We start from the raw sequence: 20,980 nt of genomic DNA, 5'->3' as shown, positions 1-20,980 counted from the left end.
CAAAGGCCATTGCGCTTTAATGTTGCTAGTTTATGCTGAGAATATGATGGAAAAAATCAATTATATAAATTCACTGACGGGTTTGCTAAGCGATCAATTTATTGAAAATAGCCATAGCATTGGTCAGTTAATCTATTGGCATAAATTCAGTGGCGATCACATTCAAGTACGTGAGCACGAGCAGTTACGCTGGTTACTGATTAACGACACTCTTCAGTCTGTTGTTGATTTAAATAACCCGGATTTATTACTTTTTCCACATTTATTATGCTTAGGTAAGCACTGGCAAGCTCTTAGCGCGCCAGTGAAGGTGTTGGAACTTGGCCTTGGCGGCGGTGCAATTCGTAATTATTTACAGCACAAATACCCTAAAGCACAAATAACATCGGTTGAAAAAAACGCCGATATAATTGATTGCTACAAACAATTTTTTTCGTCAAATAAAAATGATCAATTGCTTTGTGCCGATGCACAGCAGGTTTTAAAAAGTGCACAAAATATTGATTGGATTATCTTAGATTTGTTTAGCCAGATAGATGCACCTCGATTTTTATTTGAAGAGGCATTTTATAAAAAAATTTACTCGGCTTTAAATAACAACGGCGTGCTATTTATTAACTTTTTATCGCAACATGAGTCGCAATTAAAGCAACTTCAACAGCTATTACTCGATGTGTTTGGTTGTAACATTAGCCCGCAAAAAATTACGGGCTATGTAAATCATATTGTCGTGGTAACCAAAAAGTTTAAACAGATAAGTTAAACGTTACGGGCCCATCGTTGCACAAGCTTACTTGCATATCGGCACCAAACTCACCTGTGGCTATTGTAAGCCCCAACTCTTTAGCTTGAGCTACAAAGTATTCGTAAAGCTCATTAGCTTGGCTTGGCGTTGCCGCTGATGAAAAGCTAGGGCGCATACCCTTTTTAGTATCTGCCGCTAGCGTAAATTGCGAAACCACCAGTAACTCACCTTTAATATCTTTAAGGCTTAAGTTCATTTTGTCGTTTTCGTCAGTAAAAATACGATAATTGCTTACCTTGTGTAAAAGCTTATCGGCCGTTTGCGTATCGTCGTGTTTTTCAACGCCCAGCAACAACAATATACCTTGGCTAATTTCGCCTACTACTTGATTGTTAATTTCTACTTTGGCATGCTTTACGCGCTGTATTAAACCTTGCATTTAAACTGTGTCCTTAACTGCTGGTTCATCATCTTCTAGTTCAAGTTCTGGTGTTTCTGGAATATCATTTGGGCTAATACAGGCTGTAAATTCAGCGCCAAGCAAAACAACAATCCACGACAAATATACCCATACAAATAAAATAGGAATGGTTGCTACTGCGCCGTAAATAACTTCGTACGAAGGAAAATGGCTAATATAAAGTGCAAACCCTTTTTTAGTCAGCTCAAATAAAAGTGCCGCAAAAAAAGCGCCAGGTATTGCCGCTCTAAACGACACCCGCGTATTAGGCACTAAAGTGTAGAGCATAATAAAGCCCACCATCGAAATCCCATACGGCAATAACTTTAACAAAAACCCGCTAAACCCCGGAATACCCTGATCAGCAAACGATACCAAAGATACAATATAAGAGGTAACACCAATACTCGCTCCGAGTAATACAGGCCCTAAGCTCAAAACCATCCAGTACACAGCAAATGAGATCATCATTGGGCGTTTTTTCTTAATTCGCCAAATTCGATTTAATGTGGCATCTACATTACGTATTAACAGCAAGGCTATTGCAGCTAAAAAGCCAATACCTACCGCCGTCATTTGATTAGCGTTACCGGCAAAGGAGCTAATGTGCTCTCTAATAACATCGGTAGAGGTGGGTACAAAATTAGTAAACAAAAAGCTCTCAATTTCCATGCGAGTAGATTCAAAGCCCGGAAAAGCTGAAAATATAGCAACACCCACCGCAATTAATGGCACTAAAGAAAGAAGGGTTACGTAAGCAAGGTAACCTGCATTAACCGTTATTTGATCGTCTATACAACGATTAAAATACTGCATCCACCAACCAGGTTGCTGGCGTATAAAGGACTTAACTTGCTGTTTGTAATGTGAGAGCTTATCATTCATACAATTGACTTGTGCTTATATAGTTTTGATTATAATAACAATCAGCGCCATAATTTACAGCACTAACGCTCGTAAACAGGAATTCAAATGAAAAAACAAACATTACTCAGTGTTTCAATGCTTGTAGTAACACTTACTTTAACTGGCTGCCAATCAGCTTATTATTCTGCGATGGAAAAAGTGGGTGTTCACAAACGCGATATTCTTATTGACCGCGTAGAAGAAACCAAAGACTCGCAGCAAGAGTCACAAGAAGAATTTAAATCGGCACTAGAGCGCTTAACTACTCTAATTGATTTTAATGGTGGCGAACTACAAGACACTTACAATCAATTAAATGATGATTACGAGTCGAGCTTAAATGCCGCTAACGAAGTATCAACTAACATCAATAAAGTAGAAGACGTAGCAGAAGCGCTATTTGATGAGTGGGGCGATGAGCTAGAGCAATACAAAAGCGCGTCACTTAAACGTGAAAGCAGCAAAAAGCTAACCGCGACTAAGCGTCAATTTGATCAGCTATTACGCTCAATGCGCAGTGCAGAGAGTAAAATGGAGCCAGTATTAACCTCGCTTCATGATAACGTTTTATACTTAAAGCATAACTTAAATGCACAAGCGGTATCGGCTATTAAAGGTGAATTTACTAACCTTAAGCGCGATATTCAATTGTTGATGAACGACATGAACAAATCGATTGCCGATTCAAACAAATTTATTGAACAAATGAACAGCGCTGGCTAATCATTTATTACTTTAACAAGCCTGCTTAATTGCAGGCTTTTTTATGTTAAAGGAAATGCTAAAAGGGATTTACAATGAAACGCTTTTTAATCGCAACAACGCTTTTATGCTTACTAACTGCCTGCGCCGCACCTAATAGTATTAATCGTATTACCAGCTCTGACTCAGTTGTGGTTATTAATGATAAGAACGGCCGTTATAAAAATTTATACACAGGTGAAAAAACATATCCCACTACCTGTACTGAAAACTGCTACCCAGCCCACCCAGACTTACTATGCAAAACCGGCAGCGAAAACTGCCAGTACCAAGGCCTGCAAACTAAACCACAGCTTAGCACTGGCTATACCGTACGCTGGCTTGGTCACGCTAGTTTCATAATTAACACTCCAAATGGTCAAAATGTGCTGTTTGATCCGATAAAAAATCAGTTTGACTCTCCAGTCGCACTTGGCTTTAAACTCAGCGGTGGTATTTATCGTAAAGCTGGCGCTTGGCCTAGTGAGCAAGAACTGGAAAATATTGATGCGGTAATGTATTCGCATATTCATTACGATCACTTTAATAAAGCCGACATACAAAGCATTGGCAATAAACCTCGCTATTTAACACCACTCGGGATGGCCGACAACTTCCCTACGGGCGGTTTTAACATTACCGAAATGCCGTGGTACTCAACAACCAACATTGACGACTTAGTTATTAACGCCGTGCCAGCTCATCATTTTAGCGCTCGCGTATTGGTGCCCTTTATTTACGAAGATAACAATAAAGACTTATGGAATGGCTGGCTGCTTGAACAAAACGGTAGCACCTTATTTTTTGCAGGCGATACAGGCTACTCAAAACACTTTAAAGACATACAGCAAAAATATGGCGATATAGATGTATGCTTAATCCCAATCGCTTCTTACTACAGTAAAGAAAGTGGTAAATTTTATCGTTACGTTCACACCACACCAGAAGACGCGCTCAACGCAGCACAAGAGCTTAATTGCAAAGTAATGATACCGTGGGGATACGGTAACTCAAGTTGGAAAATGGGCGACCACAGCAGTCATTCAGCCCTGCTGCGCTTATTGCATATGTACAATAAAATGGATTCAAAAGTGCCGCTGTATATCTTAAACGAAGGCGAAAGTATTTCACTGTAACTATTTACTTAGCTGTTTTAAGATTGTTATTACATTGAGACAAATCGACAATAAAATTGAGAGATTAATGAAGAAATTAACACTCGCCTTAAGCTTTTTATTAAGCATGTCCGCAATGGCTATTGATGTTGAACACACATCAACTCCAATTACTATTGATGGCGTATCAGAAAGCGCATGGAACAAAGCCGTTTGGCACGATATGCCTTATTTAATGGATGGCACACTGCCATCATCAGACGCAGACTTTAAAGGGCGTTATCGCTTATTATGGGATCAAAACTATTTATACCTACAAGCCGATATTAGCGATGATGTATTAATAGATACGCACCCAGACCCAACTGTGAAATATTGGGATGACGATGCGCTTGAAGTATTTATTGATAGCGATGCATCGGGCGGTAACCATCAATTTAATCACACCGCTTTGGCGTACCATATTGGCCTCGATAACCAAGCCGCCGATTACGGACCTGATAAAAAAGCCCATTTGTATACCGACCACCTAGTTAGTAACTGGAAGCGCAATACCACCGCACCTTTTAACATTACGTGGGAAGTAGCAATAAAACTCTACCCTAATGATTATAAAGAAGGTGCTAAAAACACCCCAATTACACTTAACGAAAAGCAAGTAATAGGTTTTATGCTAGCGTACTGTGATAACGATGGAAGCGACGTGCGCGAGCACTTTATGGGCTCACATGAAGTACAGCCGGTAAGTGGCGACAGAAATCGTGGTTTTATAGATGCAGATGTCTTTGGCAAAATAACCCTACTTCCTAAAAAGTAAGCCCCCCCATCAAGAAGAGATACAAGGTTGGGTTGAGCGCAGCGAAACCCAACGAAAAAATACCCTACCAACAAACATGGGTGCTTTGCATTATCGGCTGTTTCAGCTCTCCCTCTTTCGCTTCTCTCTTTCTTCTCCTTGTGCAAAAGATCTTTAAGTAAATTATTCACAAAGAGGCTAAGAGACGCTGCGCTTTTAGAGGTAAATATATTATGGAAATTTCATCACAAAACGGTAGTCATATAATTTTGAGCTAAATACTTTCAACTGACGACTATAGCTAACAGCTCTTATTTCCAAACACAAAAAAGCCGCTGTATTTTGCAATACAGCGGCTTTTAAAATCATTATTCTAAATTAATAGATTATTACTTAGGAGCACGACCCGCACGTTTACGCTCATTTTCAGTTAAATGACGTTTACGAATACGAATGTTCTCAGGAGTAACTTCTACTAATTCATCATCAGCAATAAACTCAAGCGCTTGCTCAAGTGAATAGTTCAGATGCGGTGTAAGTGTTTGTGCTTCATCTGTACCAGATGCACGAACGTTAGTAAGTTGCTTACCTTTAAGTGCATTAACTGTAAGGTCGTTATCGCGGCTATGAATACCGATAACCATACCTTCATAAACTTCAACACCGTGACCGATGAATAAACGGCCGCGCTCTTGTAAGTTAAATAATGCGTTAGTAAGTGCTTTACCTGTTGCGTTTGCAATCATTACGCCGTTCTTACGAACACCTAGCTCGCCACCTTTGTGCGGACCGTAGTGATCGAACGTGTGGTAAAGTAAGCCAGAACCTGACGTTAATGTCATGAACTCAGTTTGGAAACCGATTAAGCCACGGCTTGGGATCATAAAGTCCATACGCATACGGCCTTTACCATCTGGTGCCATGTCAGTAAGCTCACCTTTACGAAGACCAATTTGCTCCATGATAGAACCTTGGTGCTCTTCTTCACAGTCAATAGTTAGTGTTTCATACGGTTCTTCTAGCACGCCATCAACAGTACGTAAGATTACTTCTGGACGAGATACAGCTAACTCGTAACCTTCACGACGCATATTCTCGATTAAGATACCTAGGTGTAATTCACCACGACCTGATACGCGGAAGCTATCTGGGTTGTCAGTATCTGCAACACGAAGTGCTACGTTGTGTACTAATTCTTTGTCTAAACGCTCACGAATATTACGTGATGTTACAAACTTACCTTCTTTACCACAGAAAGGAGAGTTATTTACAGAGAACGTCATTGTTACTGTCGGCTCATCAACACTTAGTGGTGGTAATGCTTCAACGTTGTTAGGACAACAAAGCGTATCTGAAATCTTAAGCTCGCCCAGACCTGTTACAGTAACGATGTTACCAGCATAAGCTTTATCAGTGTCGATACGCTCAAGGCCTAAGTAGCTTTGTACTGAACCAATTTTACCATTACGAGTAGTGCCGTCAGCGCTGATAACGGTAACTTGTTGGTTAGTCTCAACAGAGCCGCGTTTAATACGGCCAATACCAATTACACCTTTATACGAGTTGTAATCAAGCTGAGAAATCTGCATTTGGAAGTCACCTTCAGGATCTGCATCCGGTGGTGATACTTCGTCAACGATCATCTTAAACATAGGTTCCATGTTGTCTGATGGTACGTCTAAATCTAGTGTGGCCCAGCCGTTAATAGCTGATGCGTAGATTACTTTAAAGTCTAACTGTTCGTCAGTTGCGCCAAGATTGTCGAATAAATCAAAGATTTGATCCATAACCCAATCTGGACGAGCGCCTGGCTTATCAATTTTATTGATAACGACGATTGGCTTTAAGCCTTGCGCGAATGCTTTTTGCGTAACGAAACGCGTTTGCGGCATTGGACCTTCTTGAGCATCAACAAGTAATAATACTGAGTCAGCCATCGAAAGTACGCGTTCAACTTCACCACCGAAATCGGCGTGTCCCGGGGTATCTACGATATTGATATGGTAGTCGTTCCAAGAGATGGCTGTGTTTTTAGCCAAAATGGTAATACCACGTTCTTTCTCAATGTCGTTTGAGTCCATCACGCGCTCTTCGTTACCGCCGCGTGTTTCTAATGTACCTGATTGCTCAAGTAGTTTGTCAACCAAAGTTGTTTTACCGTGGTCAACGTGCGCGATAATCGCTATATTTCTTAACTGTTCGATGCTCATATATTTACTCAGAGAAATTAAATTCTCATTGATCCTGCAAGATCTACGCACTCATCCACGCTTTCGCGAGATGTCCCAGCATAGGATTTAAAAGGGCGCATATTATCCCTCATTAATGACATGGATGAAAGTTTATCCAATATAAATTTCAAAACTTTCTCAATACTTTTACTAAGTATCTGTTTTATATATGACAATTATATGAATTAAATTTCAGTTTTTTTTCGAAAAATAGCCTTTTTGGCTATTTTGCTGATCTTTTTGGTACTCTTTTGCATTTAGGTTATGCTATTTCCGAGCGATTAAATTAGCAGCAAATTGTGCCCTGTAAATTTTGCACCAAAAAGGAAAATTTACGCACCAACATAGTGCGTTTGTACATTCCATTTTGATGCAACGATATTTTTTTAATTTATAAACAGCTAGTTATAAAAATGGCACAAAATCAGCTTAATAAATCCCAAAGCAATTATGCAGCAATAACAAAACCCAATAGTTGGAGGACACATGTCACAATCGGTTTTAGATTTTATTAAAGAAAATGACGTTAAGTTCATTGATTTACGCTTTACTGACACTAAGGGTAAAGAGCAACATGTATCTATTCCTCATCACCAAGTTGATGAAGACTTTTTTGAAGACGGTAAAATGTTTGACGGTTCTTCAATTGCAGGCTGGAAAGGCATAAACGAATCAGACATGGTATTAATGCCAGTTGCTGAATCAATCAAACTAGACCCTTTCACTGAAGAATCAACATTAATCGTACGTTGTGACGTAGTAGAGCCTTCAACGCTTCAAGGTTATGAGCGCGACCCGCGTTCTGTTGCTAAGCGTGCTGAAGATTACATGCGCTCTACAGGTATTGCAGATACAGTTTTATTTGGCCCTGAGCCAGAATTTTTCGTATTTGACGACGTTAAATACAAATCAGATATGTCTGGTTCTATGTACAAAATTGATTCTAAGCAAGCTGCTTGGAACTCAGATAAAGAATATGCAGATGGCAATACAGGTCACCGTCCAGGTGTTAAAGGCGGTTACTTCCCAGTTGCTCCTGTTGATGACTTCCAAGATTGGCGTTCAGCTACGTGTCTAGTTCTAGAAGAAATGGGCCAAGTAGTAGAAGCACATCACCACGAAGTTGCAACAGCAGGTCAAAATGAGATTGCTACTCGCTTTAATACAATGGTATTAAAAGCGGATGAAATCCAAGAAATGAAATATGTTATCCATAACATGGCTCACTTATACGGTAAAACAGCAACGTTTATGCCTAAGCCAGTTGTTGGTGATAACGGTTCTGGTATGCATTGTCACCAGTCACTTGCTAAAGATGGTGTAAACCTTTTTGCTGGTGATAAGTACGGCGGCCTTTCTGAAGATGCGCTTTACTACATTGGCGGTATCATCAAGCATGCAAAAGCTATTAACGCTTTTGCAAATGCCTCTACTAACTCGTACAAACGTTTAGTTCCTGGTTTTGAAGCACCAGTTATGCTTGCATACTCTGCACGTAACCGTTCTGCATCAATTCGTATCCCAGTGGTTCCATCTGAAAAAGGTCGTCGTATTGAAGTACGCTTCCCGGATCCAACTGCTAACCCATACCTTGCTTTCTCTGCAATGCTTATGGCTGGCCTTGATGGTATCAAAAACAAGATCCACCCTGGCGATGCTATGGATAAAGATTTATACGACTTACCAGCTGAAGAAGCAGCAGAAATCCCAACTGTTGCAGCATCACTTGACGAAGCACTATCTGCACTTAGCGCAGACCGTGAATTCTTAATTCAAGGTGGTGTATTCACTGACGACTTAATCGATGCTTACATCGAACTTAAATCTAAAGAAGTTGAAAAGCTTAACATGACAACTCACCCAGTTGAGTTTGAAATGTACTATAGCTGTTAATTTAGCTGTATAAAATATGTGTGTTCTCAAGCCCGCTTTGCGGGCTTTTTTAATGGTAAAATTAATCAATCTCCACTAAAGTTAAGTTACCGACAAAAATGCAGGGCTGCAGAGTGAACAACAAGATTTTATTACTATTAATTGCTTTAGGATTAAGCAATTATGGTTACGCTGGTGAAACAAAGATATACGCCTGGAAAGATAAAAATGGCGTATTAGTGTTCTCTGATACCCCTCATAAAGGTGCTAAAGAGGTAAAGCTTACCAGCCAAGATCTTAATATGCCTGCAACAAATACTGACATTTTTGACGAGCAACCCCAGCCTCAACAAGCGGGCTTTAGCATTGCCATTTCCTCACCTGAACACAACCAGACTATTCGTGAAAATACCGGCACTGTTTATGTTACTAGCCGAATAAAACCACGCTTTGAAACTGGTTTTACTATACAACTCTTTATTGATGGCAAAGCACATGGCCTAGCCAGTGACAGTTCAACCTTTGCAATAAGAGATGTAGAACGTGGTGAGCACACACTACAATTAAAGCTTTTTAATAGTAAAAGCCAAGTTATTGCTATAAGTGAGCCCTGCATATTTTTTATGCACCGAAAAGGGCTAACCCTAAGTAACTAAATTGGGGCATTACTAAACGTGCAGCAGTATATTTTACTATATAACTTGCTTGTAAATATCCACGCACTAAAATGGTGCAACTATGATTAATAATAAAAACTTTAGCCCTGAGCTACTCGATGCTATTTGGCAAAATCAAACAACCGCTATCATGTTGCTTGATAAAAACTTCACCGTTGTCTATGCCAATACCAGTACTAGCGAACTGCTTGGCCTTGGTAACAAACGCCTATTAGATCAACCTTTCGATAGTCTTTTTAATTACCATTCAATCGACTTGCAGCGTATAGAACAATACTCATTAGTTGAAGGCGTAGATTGCCAGCAACACAGAGCTGACGTGGTTTTTAGCGATTCTCGCCATGCAAAAGTAGCCGTAAGTACACGACAAATAAAGTTTGATGGCTCACTTTATATTTTATTTGAGTGGCGCCAAACTGATGACGAAATTAAGCACGACCAAGCGTCTAATCAAATGCATCAATATCAAGCAGCCCGAAATCTAATTAGAGGTTTAGCTCACGAAATTAAAAATCCTTTAGGTGGAATTCGCGGAGCGGCGCAGTTATTGCAGTATGAGGTTGATCAACAAGAAAGAGACCAATGTGCTGAACTTATCATTGAGCAAGCTGACCGATTACGCGAATTAGTAGATAGGCTTTTGGGGCCAAATCAGCTTCCGCAAAAATCGTATGGCAATATACATCAATCACTTGAATCGGTTGCACGACTAAGTACGTTAGATAATTGTTCTAACATTAGCTTGGTTAAGGATTACGACCCAAGCATTCCTGATGTATACATTGATCAAGGTAAAATTCAGCAAGTAGTATTAAACATTGTTCGAAATGCTCAGCAGGCGCTTGTAGATGGCGGTGAAATAACAATAAAAACCCGCATTAATCATCAACATCGTCGCCCAGGTAAAGCACCTAAAAAAGCCTTGTTGATCCAAATATCTGATAACGGACCAGGTATTGATCCCAGTGTACGTGAAACACTGTTCTACCCTATGATCACCAATAAAGAAGATGGCTCAGGGTTAGGACTCTCGATAGCGCAAACGCTGATAGATCAACATAATGGCTATATAGAGTGTGATAGCTGGCCTGGACATACTGAATTTAATATCTATCTGCCCTTTGCAGATTAATGTTTGGAGTTTGCATGAAAACAGTTTGGCTTGTAGATGATGATGCTTCTATTCGATTTGTACTTGAAAAAGCACTAACCCGTGCAGGGTTTAACGCAGAAAGCTTTGCTAATGCGCAAGATGTATTAAGCTCATTAAAATTTAGTCAACCTACTGTTTTAGTTTCGGACGTACGAATGCCTGGTATGGACGGTATGGCTTTGCTTGAACTTATTGCAGAGCAAAACCCTGGGCTGCCAGTTATTATAATGACTGCCCACTCAGATTTGGACTCTGCAGTTAATGCATTCCAAAAAGGTGCTTTTGAATACCTAGCTAAGCCGTTTGATTTAAACGAAGCAGTGGCGCTAGTCGAAAGCGCATGCAGAGCAAACTCCACTAAAAAAACTAAGCGAAAGCAAACACCACCAAAAAGTGCGCACATAATTGGTGAAGCACCCGCTATGCAAGAAGTGTTTAGAGCGATAGGTAAACTATCGGCCTCTAGCATGAGCGTATTAATAAATGGCGAATCTGGCACAGGTAAAGAACTTGTCGCCAGCGCCCTGCACAATCATAGCCCACGTAAAGAAAATCAATTTATTGCACTTAACATGGCGGCCATTCCAAAAGAGCTTGTTGAGTCAGAGTTATTTGGCCACGAAAAAGGCGCGTTTACAGGCGCCGATAGCGTACGTAAAGGCCGCTTTGAGCAAGCCAATGGCGGTACACTATTTTTAGATGAAATTGGTGATATGCCACTTGATGTGCAAACACGTTTATTACGCGTACTTGCCGATGGTGAGTTTTATCGCGTTGGTGGCCATCAAAGTATAAAAGTAGATGTGCGTATTATTGCAGCTACGCACCAAAACCTTGAAGATTTAGTTAAACAAGGCAAGTTTAGGGATGATTTATTTCATCGTCTAAATGTAGTGCGCCTTCGCTTACCTGCACTTCGAGAGCGTACTGAAGATATAGAAAGCTTATCGCAACACTTTTTACATAAAAGCGCTAAAGAGCTACAAGTAGAAAGCAAAGTACTGAGCCCTAAAGCGACTGATCAATTACGCTTATTTAATTGGCCAGGCAATGTACGCCAACTAGAAAACACGTGTCGCTGGCTGACAGTTATGGCACCAGGTGAACTTGTAAGCGAGCAAGATTTACCGCCGGAGATTCTAGATGCTACACCAACCCAAGAAGAAGGTGATTGGTTAGATGCGTTTCAGCAATGGCTTAATCAAGAGCTAAAACAAGGCAAAGAAAATATTTGGCCTGACATTCAAGCTCAACTAGAAACTCGCTTAATAAAAACGGCACTGGCTAATTGCTCTGGTCATAAGCAAGATGCAGCCATAAAAATTGGTTGGGGACGCAACACGTTGACCCGAAAATTAAAAGAGCGCAATATTAGCTGATTAAACGCTTTTAACACATTTGGTTATTGATGAAGCTAATCGAACATATTCCATTATTCAAACAAATGGAAATTATAAACAGGCTGCACTTTTTTAAAGAATTTACGCTCAGCGAGCGCCAAGTCTTATTAGAGTCGTTCGGCCTGTTATATTTAGTAAGTCAGCATCAATTTTTATTTAAGCAATACGATAACGACAAGCGCTTGTACATTGTACTTAGCGGTGCATTATTAGTATTTAAGCATAACCACTTGCTAGAACTTGGCACTATTGAGCCCGGTGAATTTATAGGTGAAGGTGCCTTTATAAATAACCGAGAACGCAGCACCAGTGCTCGCGCTAAAACCGACACCATAGTACTTGCCATTACCCCTGAAGCACTCACCCGCTTACCTAATGTAATCCGCGAAAAAATTAAAGACCGAATTATTGAGGGTATGAGCCTTCGCATTGCCAAATTAAGCGAGCATATAGAAAACCATGGTTAGAGACCGTTTATATCCCCAAGCTGATTCTAGCTGCTACTTTTGAGTTGCACTCAACGTTTATGTATAAATATACGCAGTTGCGTTACTGACACGTACTTAATAAAATGGCTAAGCACACTAAAACTATATTTTTGATAAATAGCAAATCAGCTAATTTGGCTATTTAACCACGCATCAACACTTTTACGAGTGTATAAAACTTCTTTAAATAAACGATGACGTTGAAATTCAAGTACCGATTTTTTTTTCATATCGCCACTCACTAAGCGGCTATGGTGATCGTTAAATTTTGAAATCACAGAAAAACCACGTTCAGCACTTTCCTTTTGCTCTTTTACTTGATTAGTAAGATGTGACCTAACATCATCTGCGGTCAACATGTCTGAATTATCTAAGCCCATTAGCTCTTTTTTCATTGCTAATCTTACGCCCATTTTCTACTCCGTTTATATGTATTCATTACACATTGATTAATCCGCCAGAGTTTTAGCAATTAGCGAGCCATACGTAAAAAAGATTGCAACGAAGCTTAACTTTTAATTGCTTCAGTTTTTTTAAAGACAGATAAAATACCTAAAAACTTTCATAACTAATTATGTATTGCAACTAGCTAAAGTTACTTGCTTTGGTGCAAAAGTCGCTGTAAGCCTTTATACTAAAGCCTGTGCGTTACCCCACCGAGAGCAAATATGAACGAAGAATACATAGAAATAGAATTAGAAGAAGAGCCGATTGAGCTCTGTAAATTATTAAAAGTACTAAACTTAGTTGAAGGTGGCGGCCAAGCTAAAAACCTAATTACTGAAGGCTATGTGGGTGTTAACCATGAAATTTGTACAATTAAACGGAAAAAATTATACAGTGGTGATGTACTAGAGTTTGATGGCGAGTTTTTTAAACTGTCACTAAGTGAAGATGCAATTCCTGTAGAAAAACCTGCGGCACAAACTCAAGCAGAGTCAAAGAAAGCTGCACCACAACCAACTAATCAACCAGCTAAAAGTAAGCGTAAGCGAACTAAAAAACCAAAAGTAGATGATAAAACAGGTCGTCGTCCTATTTCATTTGGTTAAACATTTAAAAGCCCTCTTTTTATATAAAAAGGCCAACTTGTATAGTTGGCCTTTTTACTCTTTAATAACCTCGTCAATAATAATAAAAACAAGGTTATAAAATGTCTGTAAACACACCTAAAAATTGGTTTAAACCCGTTGTATGGGCGGCACTCGTATGGAACTTACTTGGCGTTATTGCATTTGCTATGCACATGATGATGACACCCGAAATGATAAGTAAACTTCCCTTAGATCAACAAGCTGCCTACTCTAACACCCCTCTTTGGTCCACCATTGCATTTGCTGTAGCTGTATTTGGAAGCACTTTGGGTTGTCTGTTTTTACTTGCTAAAAACGTGCTGGCAACACCTACTTTTGCGCTATCGCTCGGCGCTATTTTAATTCAGCAATATTATAATTTTGTGGTCATAAACAGTATTGAGCTACTTGGCGCAAGTGCTGTATTTATGCCTATTTTTGTAATCATTATTGCCATCGCTTTACTTTGCTTGAGTATTAAAGGTAAGCAACAAGGTTGGTTACAGTAATTAATAAGGGTCGAAATAACTTTTGACCCTATCTCTTCTTTTAAATCATCTCTTGAAATTAAATTTTTCAGCATCATCTCTACTATAATAACTGTATAAAATTCGTTCTCTAAACACGATTTTTTACACTGGTATGTACTTTGCAACTCGAACACTACAGAGGTCACTCTTCAAAATATTTTTATAATTCATAAAGGGGCAAATAATGAATAATAGTTTCGATACCCAACATCAGCTCACAATAAATGGTGAGCAATATCATATTCATTCTCTAAAAGGACTTGGCGACAAAGCGAAACGATTGCCCTTCTCCTTAAAAGTATTACTTGAAAACCTTCTTCGTAACGAAGACGGCGCAAATATTAAAGAACAAGACATTCAAGCCCTCCTTAATTGGGATCCTCAAGCAAAGCCTGCATCTGAAGTTGCCTTTACCCCCGCCCGTGTAGTTATGCAAGATTTTACCGGCGTACCCGCTATTGTAGATTTAGCCGCGATGCGTGACGCAATGGAAAAGCTAGGTGGGGATCCTGCAAAAATAAACCCGTTATCGCCTGCTGAACTTGTTATTGACCATTCGGTGCAAGTAGATGGCTACGGAGACGATGGTGCATTTGATTTAAATGCAAAACTTGAATACGACCGAAATAAAGAACGTTACGAGTTTTTACGTTGGGGACAAACCGCTTTTGATAATTTAAAAGTAGTGCCACCAGCAACCGGTATTGTTCACCAAGTAAACCTAGAATACTTAGCGCGCGTTGTTTTTAATGAAGAGCGCGACGGCAAAAAATTCGCTTACCCAGATACGCTTGTAGGGACTGACTCTCACACCACCATGATTAATGGCTTAGGTGTGCTTGGTTGGGGGGTAGGCGGCATTGAAGCTGAAGCAGCCATGCTTGGTCAGCCAATTAGCTTACTCATTCCACAAGTAGTGGGTATGAAGCTAAGTGGACGTTTACCTGAAGGTACTACCGCAACCGATTTAGTGTTAACAGTAACCGAAATACTGCGTAATCATGGCGTAGTGGGTAAATTTGTAGAATTTTATGGTGACGGCCTTGCCGACCTACCACTTGCAGACAGAGCTACCATAGCGAATATGGCACCAGAGTACGGTGCTACATGTGGTATTTTCCCAATTGATGATGAAACCATTAACTACCTTCGCTTAACAAACCGCGACGAAAAGCAGCTAAAAGTAATTGAAGATTATGCTAAGCATCAAGGCTTATGGCGTAACGATGGTGACGAAGCTAGCTACACCGATACACTTGAACTTAAATTAGATGATGTTGTACCGAGCCTTGCAGGCCCTAAACGTCCACAAGATAGAATTGCCCTAAACGAAGCTGGCAAAGTTATTGGCGATCATTTAAAAGGCTTTCAGGATGAGCGTATGGCTCGTCGCGATAAAAGCGATGAAGAACAAGCTCGTATTGAAAGTGAAGGCCCAGCAACAAATCCAGACGAACCAGTTAACGAAGCGCAGTTTATGGGTGCCGCTAAGGTTAAATTTAAAGGCCAAGAGTTTGAGCTAAACGATGGCGCTTGTGTTATTGCCGCGATTACCAGCTGTACCAACACCTCGAACCCGAGTGTAATTTTAGCCGCAGGTTTGGTTGCTAAAAAAGCGAAACAGTTAGGCATTAATGTAAAACCTTGGGTTAAAACATCACTTGCTCCAGGCTCAAAAGTAGTTACCGACTACCTGGAAAAAGCAGGCCTAATGGATGACTTAGAAAGCTTAGGTTTTAACTTAGTTGGCTACGGCTGTACTACCTGTATTGGTAACTCAGGGCCACTAGCGACTGAGATATCAGATGCGATTCAAAAGCATAAATTAGTAGTGAGCTCTATTTTATCGGGTAACCGTAACTTTGAAGGGCGTATTCACCAAGATGTTAAAATGAACTTTTTAGCATCCCCTCCACTTGTTGTAGCCTATGCCATTGCAGGCAGAACCGATATTGACGTATACAACGAACCCCTTGCGCAAGATGCTAACGGTAACGATATTTACCTTAAAAACATTTGGCCAAGCGTTAAAGAAGTAAGTGACTTAGTTAAAGAAACCGTAACGAAAGAAATGTTTGAAAAAAGCTACGCTAACGTTTACGAAGGCGATAGCCGCTGGCAGCAAATTAAAATACCAGATGGCAAACTTTACGATTGGGATGACGCATCTACCTACATTAAAAAAGCACCATTTTTTGATGGTATGAAAGTAGAACCACCGGGCATCCCTACAATTGAAGGCGCACGTTGTTTAGCTAAACTTGGGGACTCAGTAACCACTGACCATATTTCTCCTGCGGGGGCCATTAAAGCAGAAGCGCCAGCAGGTTTATACTTGCAAGAAAACGGCGTAGATAAAGCGCAATTTAACTCGTACGGTTCACGCCGTGGTAATCACGAAGTAATGATGCGTGGCACGTTTGCTAATGTGCGTCTTAAAAACTTACTTGCCCCTGGTACTGAAGGCGGCGTAACACGTACGCAACCAGGAAACGATTTAGCAAGCATTTACGATGCTGCTATGGAGTATCAAAAAAATAATACTCCACTCATTATTTTAGCGGGTAAAGAGTACGGTACAGGTTCATCTCGTGACTGGGCGGCTAAAGGCTCATTATTACTTGGTGTAAAAGCCGTTGTAGCACAAAGCTATGAGCGTATTCACCGTTCTAACTTAATTGGTATGGGTGTATTACCTCTGCAATTTAAAGAAGGTGAAAGCTACGAGTCACACGGGTTAACAGGGCAAGAACAATTTGATATTGATGGCCTGTACGATAAAACCGATGAAGTAACCGTTATTGCAACCAATGCCGAAGGTAAAAAAGTAACCTTGAGTGCTGATGTACGTATTGATACCCCTAAAGAGTGGGATTACTACAAACACGGCGGTATTTTACAATATGTACTACGTAATATGCTTGATTAATACGCGCTGTAATTAGTGCATTTAAAAGCCCAGCTACTAAGCTGGGCTTTTTTATGTGGCCTGTTTGTTGTTTCAAATCAATGTCGAATATTTAAAGCCTGCCTACACTAGGGCCTGTTGACCTTTCAGGATTAAAATTTGTTCAACCTAGGGGCTATTTAATCGCGGCGTGAGGTTTGTAACCTAGTGGGCTAAGTAAAAACCGAGCATCAAAGAATAAATAGCCCCTAGGCAGAACCCTTCGGGCAGCGCATGTTTGGCATTTATTCCACGTTATCGCCTATTCATGGGGAATAACCACACTACATAGGCTCTGCCTTGCCTAAATACCAAACACACTGCTGCAAATTTAACCTCGAAAGATAAACAGGCCCTAGGGCTACTCTTAGTGAGGTAACTATGTCGCAAACAATGATAATTAGGCTGCTTAAAACATCAATAGTGCTTGGATTATGCCTTATTGTGACTGGCCACTCTTTAATTGTGTCGAGCTATTTCACTGTTAATCATGGTATTAAAGGAATAATTACAGCGGCAGCATGTATTGCTGTAGGCGTGCTGCTGTCGCTTCCCACTAAAATATATTTAACCATACTGTTAATGGAAGCCGAAAAACGTTATTCAAAAAACCATAAAAGCATTCACTCTAAATAATTAAAGTGCACTTAAATTATTAATTTCTTTATTACGTTTTTCTAGTTTGTCTTTTACATTTTCGGCGTCATTAAATAGCTTTTTAACCGAATCTGGGTTCAAAATACTGATCTCCGCAGGTGCTGCCGACATTGTATTTGGAGTTGAAGAGGTATTTAAAATAGACGTGTCTTCTGCAGCAATAACAGTAATATCTTTAGGATCGAGTTTTACTTCAATACTTTTTGCATGCGGGTTAGGTGTATCAGAAAAGTGCCATTGTCCTGTTTCGTCTTGCCACTTAAAAATTTTGCTGCTTGAGGTAGTGCTTTCAGGCATTGGTTCATCAGAAATACTGCTCGCAATTTTATCGCCAGCTTGCTTAACGCCCTGCACTGCTTGGTCCAAAGTATTGCTAGATAGCGCGACCATTTTTTCTTTAATTTGCTGAGATTCACTGCTAATTGATGATGCAGAAAGCCATGTTTGACCATCGGGCTTTTTTAAATAAAACAAAGAGATGACTGCAATAGCCATGATTGATATAGCTAAGTAGGTAAAATATTTCATAGCGTTCCTGCTTTAATTAATCCTTTAATGCCTTGAGTCTAATAAAAAACACTTAATTAGGCAATTTTTTGTACTCTAATAAAAGAAAATAAAAACGCAGCCGAAGCTGCGTCTTTATTTGCGATTTAACTACACCGTAGTGACGTTAAATACCGTCACCATCCATGTGCAGTCCACATTCTCGGTTTAAACCAAAAAAGCGAGTTTCTTCCTCTGTCATTCCTGGTTCTAACTTACGTGTTGTATGTACGTCACCCATCGACACATAACCTTGCTCCCATAATGGGTGGTAAGGTAAATGGTGCTTAGTCAGGTATTGATACACATCGCGGTTAGACCATTCAATAATCGGGTACACTTTTACGGTACCACGGCTTATTTCTACAAACTGTTTATCAGCACGTGTAGATGATTGATCGCGACGCAAACCACTAAACCACGTGCCCGCTTCTATCTCTTTAAGTGCGCGGGTCATCGGTTCAACTTTATTAAGCTGGTTATATTGCTTAATGCCGTCCTCGCCTTGCTCCCACAACTTACCAAACTTAGCTTCTTGCCAAGCTGGGCTTAACTGCGATCTATACACTTTTAAGTTTAGTGATAAACGCTCGCTCATTTGTTCAATAAACTGATACGTTTCAGGAAATAAATAGCCTGTATCGGTTAAAACTACTGGTATATCTGGGCGTTGTGAGGTCATTAAATGCAGCATTACTGCCGCTTGAATACCAAAGCTAGATGATAAAAAAGCCGTATTAGGCAAGTTATCAAGCGCCCATGCAACACGCTCCTCAGCGCTCATATTCGCTAGCAAACCATTAGCATCAGCTAACATAGCCGCCTGGCTTTGTTTATCTAGCTGTAAAATGTTTTTAAATTCACTCATGGTAAATTCCAAACCTCACCAGCGCCAAAGCGCTGGTATTTAATTAAGCGTGAAAATCGGTTACTGATACTTTTACTTCAGTAACTATGCCTTTGCGTATAACAAAGTCACCAAAACACTCACCATCGTTACGCTCTTTTGCCCATTGCCCAATGAGCTTATCGAATGCCTCTAGGTAAACGTCTTCGCCTACGTTCTCAAGGTACAATTTAGGAATACGTGTACCCTCTAAATTACCACCTAGGTAAACGTTGTACTTACCAGGGCCTTTACCCACTAAACCAGCTTCTGCAAGCATTGCGCGGCCACAACCGTTAGGGCAACCTACAACGCGCATAATAATGCTGTCATCTGGTATACCGTGCTTAGCAAGTAACGCTTCAGTTTTTTCTACTAGGCGTGGTAAGTAACGCTCTGCTTCGGCCATTGCAAGTGGGCACGTTGGCAGTGAAACACATGCCATAGAGTTTTTACGCTGCTGCGAATCAGTGTCATCAATTAAGCCATGGCTACGAGCAATTTCTTCAATTACCGCTTTTTGATCTGCAGGTACGCCAGCAATAATTAAGTTTTGGTTTGCCGTCATACGCATGTCACCTTGGTGAACCTCTGCTATTTTACGACAACCAGTTTTAAGCGGCTTGCCTGGGTAATCTAAAATACGACCACTTTGAATAAATAGCGTTAAGTGGTGCTTACCATCAATGCCTTCAACCCAACCAATACGGTCGCCACGATGAGTAAACTCAAATGGACGGCTTGGTGCAAATGTAACGCCTGAGCGTTTTTCTACTTCAGCTTTAAATACATCAACGCCAACACGATCTAATGTGTATTTAGTTTTCGCATTTTTACGGTTTGAACGATTACCCCAATCGCGCTGCACAGATACAACATGCTCTGCAATTTTTAAGGTATCTTCTAGCGTAATAAAGCCAAAGTCATCTGCTTTACGCGGATAAGTTGCTGTATCGCCGTGCGTCATGGCAAGGCCACCGCCCACTAATACGTTAAAACCAACAAGCTTGCCGTTATCAGCAATTGCCACAAAGTTTAAGTCATTCGCATGCACATCAACTTCGTTATTAGGCGGAATGGTTACCGTTGTTTTAAATTTACGCGGTAAGTAGTTAGATCCTAAAATTGGCTCTTCTGTGGTTTCTGCCTTTTCACCATTTAGCCAAATTTCAGCATACGCTTTCGTTTTTGGTAATAAATGTTCAGAAATTTTTGCAGCCCAGTCGTAAGCTTCTTGGTGTAACTCAGACTCAACGGGGTTAGTAGTACAAAGCACGTTACGGTTAACGTCACCCGCTGTAGCAATAGAGTCTATACCTACGCTATCAAGCATTTGGTGCATACCTTTAATATTAGGCTTTAATACACCATGAAACTGAAATGTTTGACGCGTAGTTAAACGAATGCTGCCGTAGCTTGTTTTGTCATCTGCAAACTTGTCGATTGCTAACCACTGCTCTGGCTTAATAATACCGCCAGGCATACGTGCACGTAACATTACATTATGTAGCGGCTCTAGCTTTTGCTTAGCGCGCTCACCACGTATATCGCGGTCATCTTGTTGGTACATACCGTGAAAACGTATTAACTGAAAGTTATCGGCAGTAAAACCACCGGTAATTTCATCTTTTAAATCTTGCTCTATGGTGCCACGTAAAAAGTTGCTTTCTCTTTTCAAACGTTCATTATCAGAAAGTTTTACGTTTTTATCTTGTTCGCTCATTTTAAATCCTAAATTTGTTACAGTGACGGCTGCT

The 20,980-nt window shown here is 40.3% G+C and carries 20 protein-coding genes; 13 read left to right on the top strand and 7 right to left on the bottom strand.

Features of this window, described 5'->3' with window-relative positions:
* Positions 1–43: 43 nt before the first annotated feature.
* Positions 44–763, top strand: a complete 720-nt coding sequence (locus EU510_RS16870) for a spermidine synthase (RefSeq protein WP_149594514.1) — start codon at positions 44–46, stop codon at positions 761–763.
* Here EU510_RS16870 and dtd read toward each other — a convergent pair.
* The gene (dtd, locus tag EU510_RS16865; protein WP_024597209.1) at positions 747–1,184 is read right to left on the bottom strand and encodes a D-aminoacyl-tRNA deacylase; all 438 of its coding nucleotides are present in this window, start codon (positions 1,182–1,184) and stop codon (positions 747–749) included. The genes EU510_RS16870 and dtd overlap by 17 nt on opposite strands.
* Positions 1,185–2,090: a virulence factor BrkB family protein gene (locus EU510_RS16860; RefSeq protein ID WP_149594447.1), complete on the bottom strand. Its 906-nt coding sequence runs from the start codon at positions 2,088–2,090 to the stop codon at positions 1,185–1,187. It abuts the gene before it with no gap.
* An 87-nt stretch (positions 2,091–2,177) separates the two neighbouring features.
* Between EU510_RS16860 and EU510_RS16855 the strand changes: the two genes are divergently transcribed.
* The 3 genes from EU510_RS16855 (at position 2,178) to EU510_RS16845 (ending at position 4,784) form a co-directional block, all read left to right on the top strand.
* Positions 2,178–2,834 (top strand): DUF2959 domain-containing protein, encoded by a 657-nt coding sequence (locus EU510_RS16855; protein ID WP_149594446.1) that lies wholly within the window; start codon positions 2,178–2,180, stop codon positions 2,832–2,834.
* A gap of 74 nt (positions 2,835–2,908) precedes the next feature.
* The gene (locus EU510_RS16850) at positions 2,909–3,988 is read left to right on the top strand and encodes an MBL fold metallo-hydrolase (RefSeq protein ID WP_149594445.1); all 1,080 of its coding nucleotides are present in this window, start codon (positions 2,909–2,911) and stop codon (positions 3,986–3,988) included.
* A gap of 67 nt (positions 3,989–4,055) precedes the next feature.
* The gene (locus tag EU510_RS16845) at positions 4,056–4,784 is read left to right on the top strand and encodes a CBM9 family sugar-binding protein (protein WP_149594444.1); all 729 of its coding nucleotides are present in this window, start codon (positions 4,056–4,058) and stop codon (positions 4,782–4,784) included.
* A 368-nt stretch (positions 4,785–5,152) separates the two neighbouring features.
* Here the strand turns inward: EU510_RS16845 and typA are convergent, their stop codons facing one another.
* Positions 5,153–6,973, bottom strand: a complete 1,821-nt coding sequence (gene typA / locus EU510_RS16840) for a translational GTPase TypA (protein WP_149594443.1) — start codon at positions 6,971–6,973, stop codon at positions 5,153–5,155.
* A 507-nt stretch (positions 6,974–7,480) separates the two neighbouring features.
* On the opposite strand from typA, the gene glnA reads away from it, so the two are divergent.
* From glnA to EU510_RS16810, 5 genes are all read left to right on the top strand, one after another.
* Positions 7,481–8,887 carry a glutamate--ammonia ligase gene (glnA, locus tag EU510_RS16830; RefSeq protein ID WP_149594442.1) on the top strand — a complete coding sequence of 469 codons (1,407 nt, stop codon included), beginning with the start codon at positions 7,481–7,483 and terminating at the stop codon, positions 8,885–8,887.
* A 113-nt stretch (positions 8,888–9,000) separates the two neighbouring features.
* Positions 9,001–9,522, top strand: a complete 522-nt coding sequence (locus EU510_RS16825; protein ID WP_149594441.1) for a DUF4124 domain-containing protein — start codon at positions 9,001–9,003, stop codon at positions 9,520–9,522.
* 82 nt (positions 9,523–9,604) lie between these two features.
* Entirely contained in the window at positions 9,605–10,675 is a 1,071-nt protein-coding gene (gene glnL / locus EU510_RS16820) for a nitrogen regulation protein NR(II) (RefSeq protein WP_149594440.1), read from the top strand.
* Between the two features lie 14 nt (positions 10,676–10,689).
* Positions 10,690–12,075 (top strand): nitrogen regulation protein NR(I), encoded by a 1,386-nt coding sequence (gene ntrC, locus EU510_RS16815; RefSeq protein WP_149594439.1) that lies wholly within the window; start codon positions 10,690–10,692, stop codon positions 12,073–12,075.
* A gap of 29 nt (positions 12,076–12,104) precedes the next feature.
* The gene (locus EU510_RS16810) at positions 12,105–12,563 is read left to right on the top strand and encodes a cyclic nucleotide-binding domain-containing protein (RefSeq protein ID WP_149594438.1); all 459 of its coding nucleotides are present in this window, start codon (positions 12,105–12,107) and stop codon (positions 12,561–12,563) included.
* Between the two features lie 146 nt (positions 12,564–12,709).
* Here EU510_RS16810 and EU510_RS16805 read toward each other — a convergent pair whose 3' ends face one another.
* Complete coding sequence (locus EU510_RS16805; RefSeq protein WP_149594437.1) at positions 12,710–12,997, bottom strand: hypothetical protein; 288 nt, start codon at positions 12,995–12,997, stop codon at positions 12,710–12,712.
* 255 nt (positions 12,998–13,252) lie between these two features.
* On the opposite strand from EU510_RS16805, the gene EU510_RS16800 reads away from it, so the two are divergent.
* The 4 genes from EU510_RS16800 (at position 13,253) to EU510_RS16785 (ending at position 17,770) form a co-directional block, all read left to right on the top strand.
* Complete coding sequence (locus tag EU510_RS16800) at positions 13,253–13,636, top strand: RNA-binding S4 domain-containing protein (RefSeq protein WP_149594436.1); 384 nt, start codon at positions 13,253–13,255, stop codon at positions 13,634–13,636.
* A 101-nt stretch (positions 13,637–13,737) separates the two neighbouring features.
* Entirely contained in the window at positions 13,738–14,166 is a 429-nt protein-coding gene (locus EU510_RS16795) for a hypothetical protein (RefSeq protein WP_149594435.1), read from the top strand.
* Positions 14,167–14,371: 205 nt separating this feature from the next.
* On the top strand, positions 14,372–17,116 hold the full coding sequence (gene acnA / locus EU510_RS16790) for an aconitate hydratase AcnA (RefSeq protein WP_149594434.1): 2,745 nt from the start codon (positions 14,372–14,374) through the stop codon (positions 17,114–17,116).
* A gap of 399 nt (positions 17,117–17,515) precedes the next feature.
* Positions 17,516–17,770, top strand: a complete 255-nt coding sequence (locus EU510_RS16785) for a hypothetical protein (RefSeq protein ID WP_149594433.1) — start codon at positions 17,516–17,518, stop codon at positions 17,768–17,770.
* On the opposite strand, the gene EU510_RS16780 is transcribed toward EU510_RS16785, so the two are convergent.
* The 3 genes from EU510_RS16780 to cysI form a co-directional block, all read right to left on the bottom strand.
* On the bottom strand, positions 17,771–18,319 hold the full coding sequence (locus EU510_RS16780) for a DUF4124 domain-containing protein (RefSeq protein WP_149594432.1): 549 nt from the start codon (positions 18,317–18,319) through the stop codon (positions 17,771–17,773).
* A gap of 145 nt (positions 18,320–18,464) precedes the next feature.
* A complete protein-coding gene (locus EU510_RS16775) occupies positions 18,465–19,205 on the bottom strand; it encodes a phosphoadenylyl-sulfate reductase (protein WP_149594431.1) in 741 nt (246 codons plus the stop codon).
* A 43-nt stretch (positions 19,206–19,248) separates the two neighbouring features.
* On the bottom strand, positions 19,249–20,946 hold the full coding sequence (gene cysI, locus EU510_RS16770) for an assimilatory sulfite reductase (NADPH) hemoprotein subunit (RefSeq protein WP_149594430.1): 1,698 nt from the start codon (positions 20,944–20,946) through the stop codon (positions 19,249–19,251).
* Positions 20,947–20,980: the final 34 nt, after the last annotated feature.

It is taken from the genome of Pseudoalteromonas sp. FUC4, assembly GCF_008370255.1.
In the GTDB taxonomy this organism is placed as follows: domain Bacteria; phylum Pseudomonadota; class Gammaproteobacteria; order Enterobacterales; family Alteromonadaceae; genus Pseudoalteromonas.
This window is presented reverse-complemented; position numbering and strand designations above follow the sequence as displayed.

Bases quoted from the DNA above. Each gene is read 5' to 3' on its own strand.
- EU510_RS16775 (WP_149594431.1), bottom strand. From the start codon at position 19,205: ATGAGTGAATTTAAAAACATTTTACAGCTAGATAAACAAAGCCAGGCG.
- ntrC (WP_149594439.1), top strand. From the start codon at position 10,690: ATGAAAACAGTTTGGCTTGTAGATGATGATGCTTCTATTCGATTTGTA.
- EU510_RS16795 (WP_149594435.1), top strand. From the start codon at position 13,738: ATGTCTGTAAACACACCTAAAAATTGGTTTAAACCCGTTGTATGGGCG.
- EU510_RS16870 (WP_149594514.1), top strand. From the start codon at position 44: ATGATGGAAAAAATCAATTATATAAATTCACTGACGGGTTTGCTAAGC.
- EU510_RS16800 (WP_149594436.1), top strand. From the start codon at position 13,253: ATGAACGAAGAATACATAGAAATAGAATTAGAAGAAGAGCCGATTGAG.
- EU510_RS16805 (WP_149594437.1), bottom strand. From the start codon at position 12,997: ATGGGCGTAAGATTAGCAATGAAAAAAGAGCTAATGGGCTTAGATAAT.
- EU510_RS16780 (WP_149594432.1), bottom strand. From the start codon at position 18,319: ATGAAATATTTTACCTACTTAGCTATATCAATCATGGCTATTGCAGTC.
- EU510_RS16855 (WP_149594446.1), top strand. From the start codon at position 2,178: ATGAAAAAACAAACATTACTCAGTGTTTCAATGCTTGTAGTAACACTT.
- typA (WP_149594443.1), bottom strand. From the start codon at position 6,973: ATGAGCATCGAACAGTTAAGAAATATAGCGATTATCGCGCACGTTGAC.
- EU510_RS16850 (WP_149594445.1), top strand. From the start codon at position 2,909: ATGAAACGCTTTTTAATCGCAACAACGCTTTTATGCTTACTAACTGCC.
- EU510_RS16785 (WP_149594433.1), top strand. From the start codon at position 17,516: ATGTCGCAAACAATGATAATTAGGCTGCTTAAAACATCAATAGTGCTT.
- EU510_RS16860 (WP_149594447.1), bottom strand. From the start codon at position 2,090: ATGAATGATAAGCTCTCACATTACAAACAGCAAGTTAAGTCCTTTATA.
- acnA (WP_149594434.1), top strand. From the start codon at position 14,372: ATGAATAATAGTTTCGATACCCAACATCAGCTCACAATAAATGGTGAG.
- EU510_RS16845 (WP_149594444.1), top strand. From the start codon at position 4,056: ATGAAGAAATTAACACTCGCCTTAAGCTTTTTATTAAGCATGTCCGCA.
- glnA (WP_149594442.1), top strand. From the start codon at position 7,481: ATGTCACAATCGGTTTTAGATTTTATTAAAGAAAATGACGTTAAGTTC.
- glnL (WP_149594440.1), top strand. From the start codon at position 9,605: ATGATTAATAATAAAAACTTTAGCCCTGAGCTACTCGATGCTATTTGG.
- dtd (WP_024597209.1), bottom strand. From the start codon at position 1,184: ATGCAAGGTTTAATACAGCGCGTAAAGCATGCCAAAGTAGAAATTAAC.
- EU510_RS16810 (WP_149594438.1), top strand. From the start codon at position 12,105: ATGAAGCTAATCGAACATATTCCATTATTCAAACAAATGGAAATTATA.
- cysI (WP_149594430.1), bottom strand. From the start codon at position 20,946: ATGAGCGAACAAGATAAAAACGTAAAACTTTCTGATAATGAACGTTTG.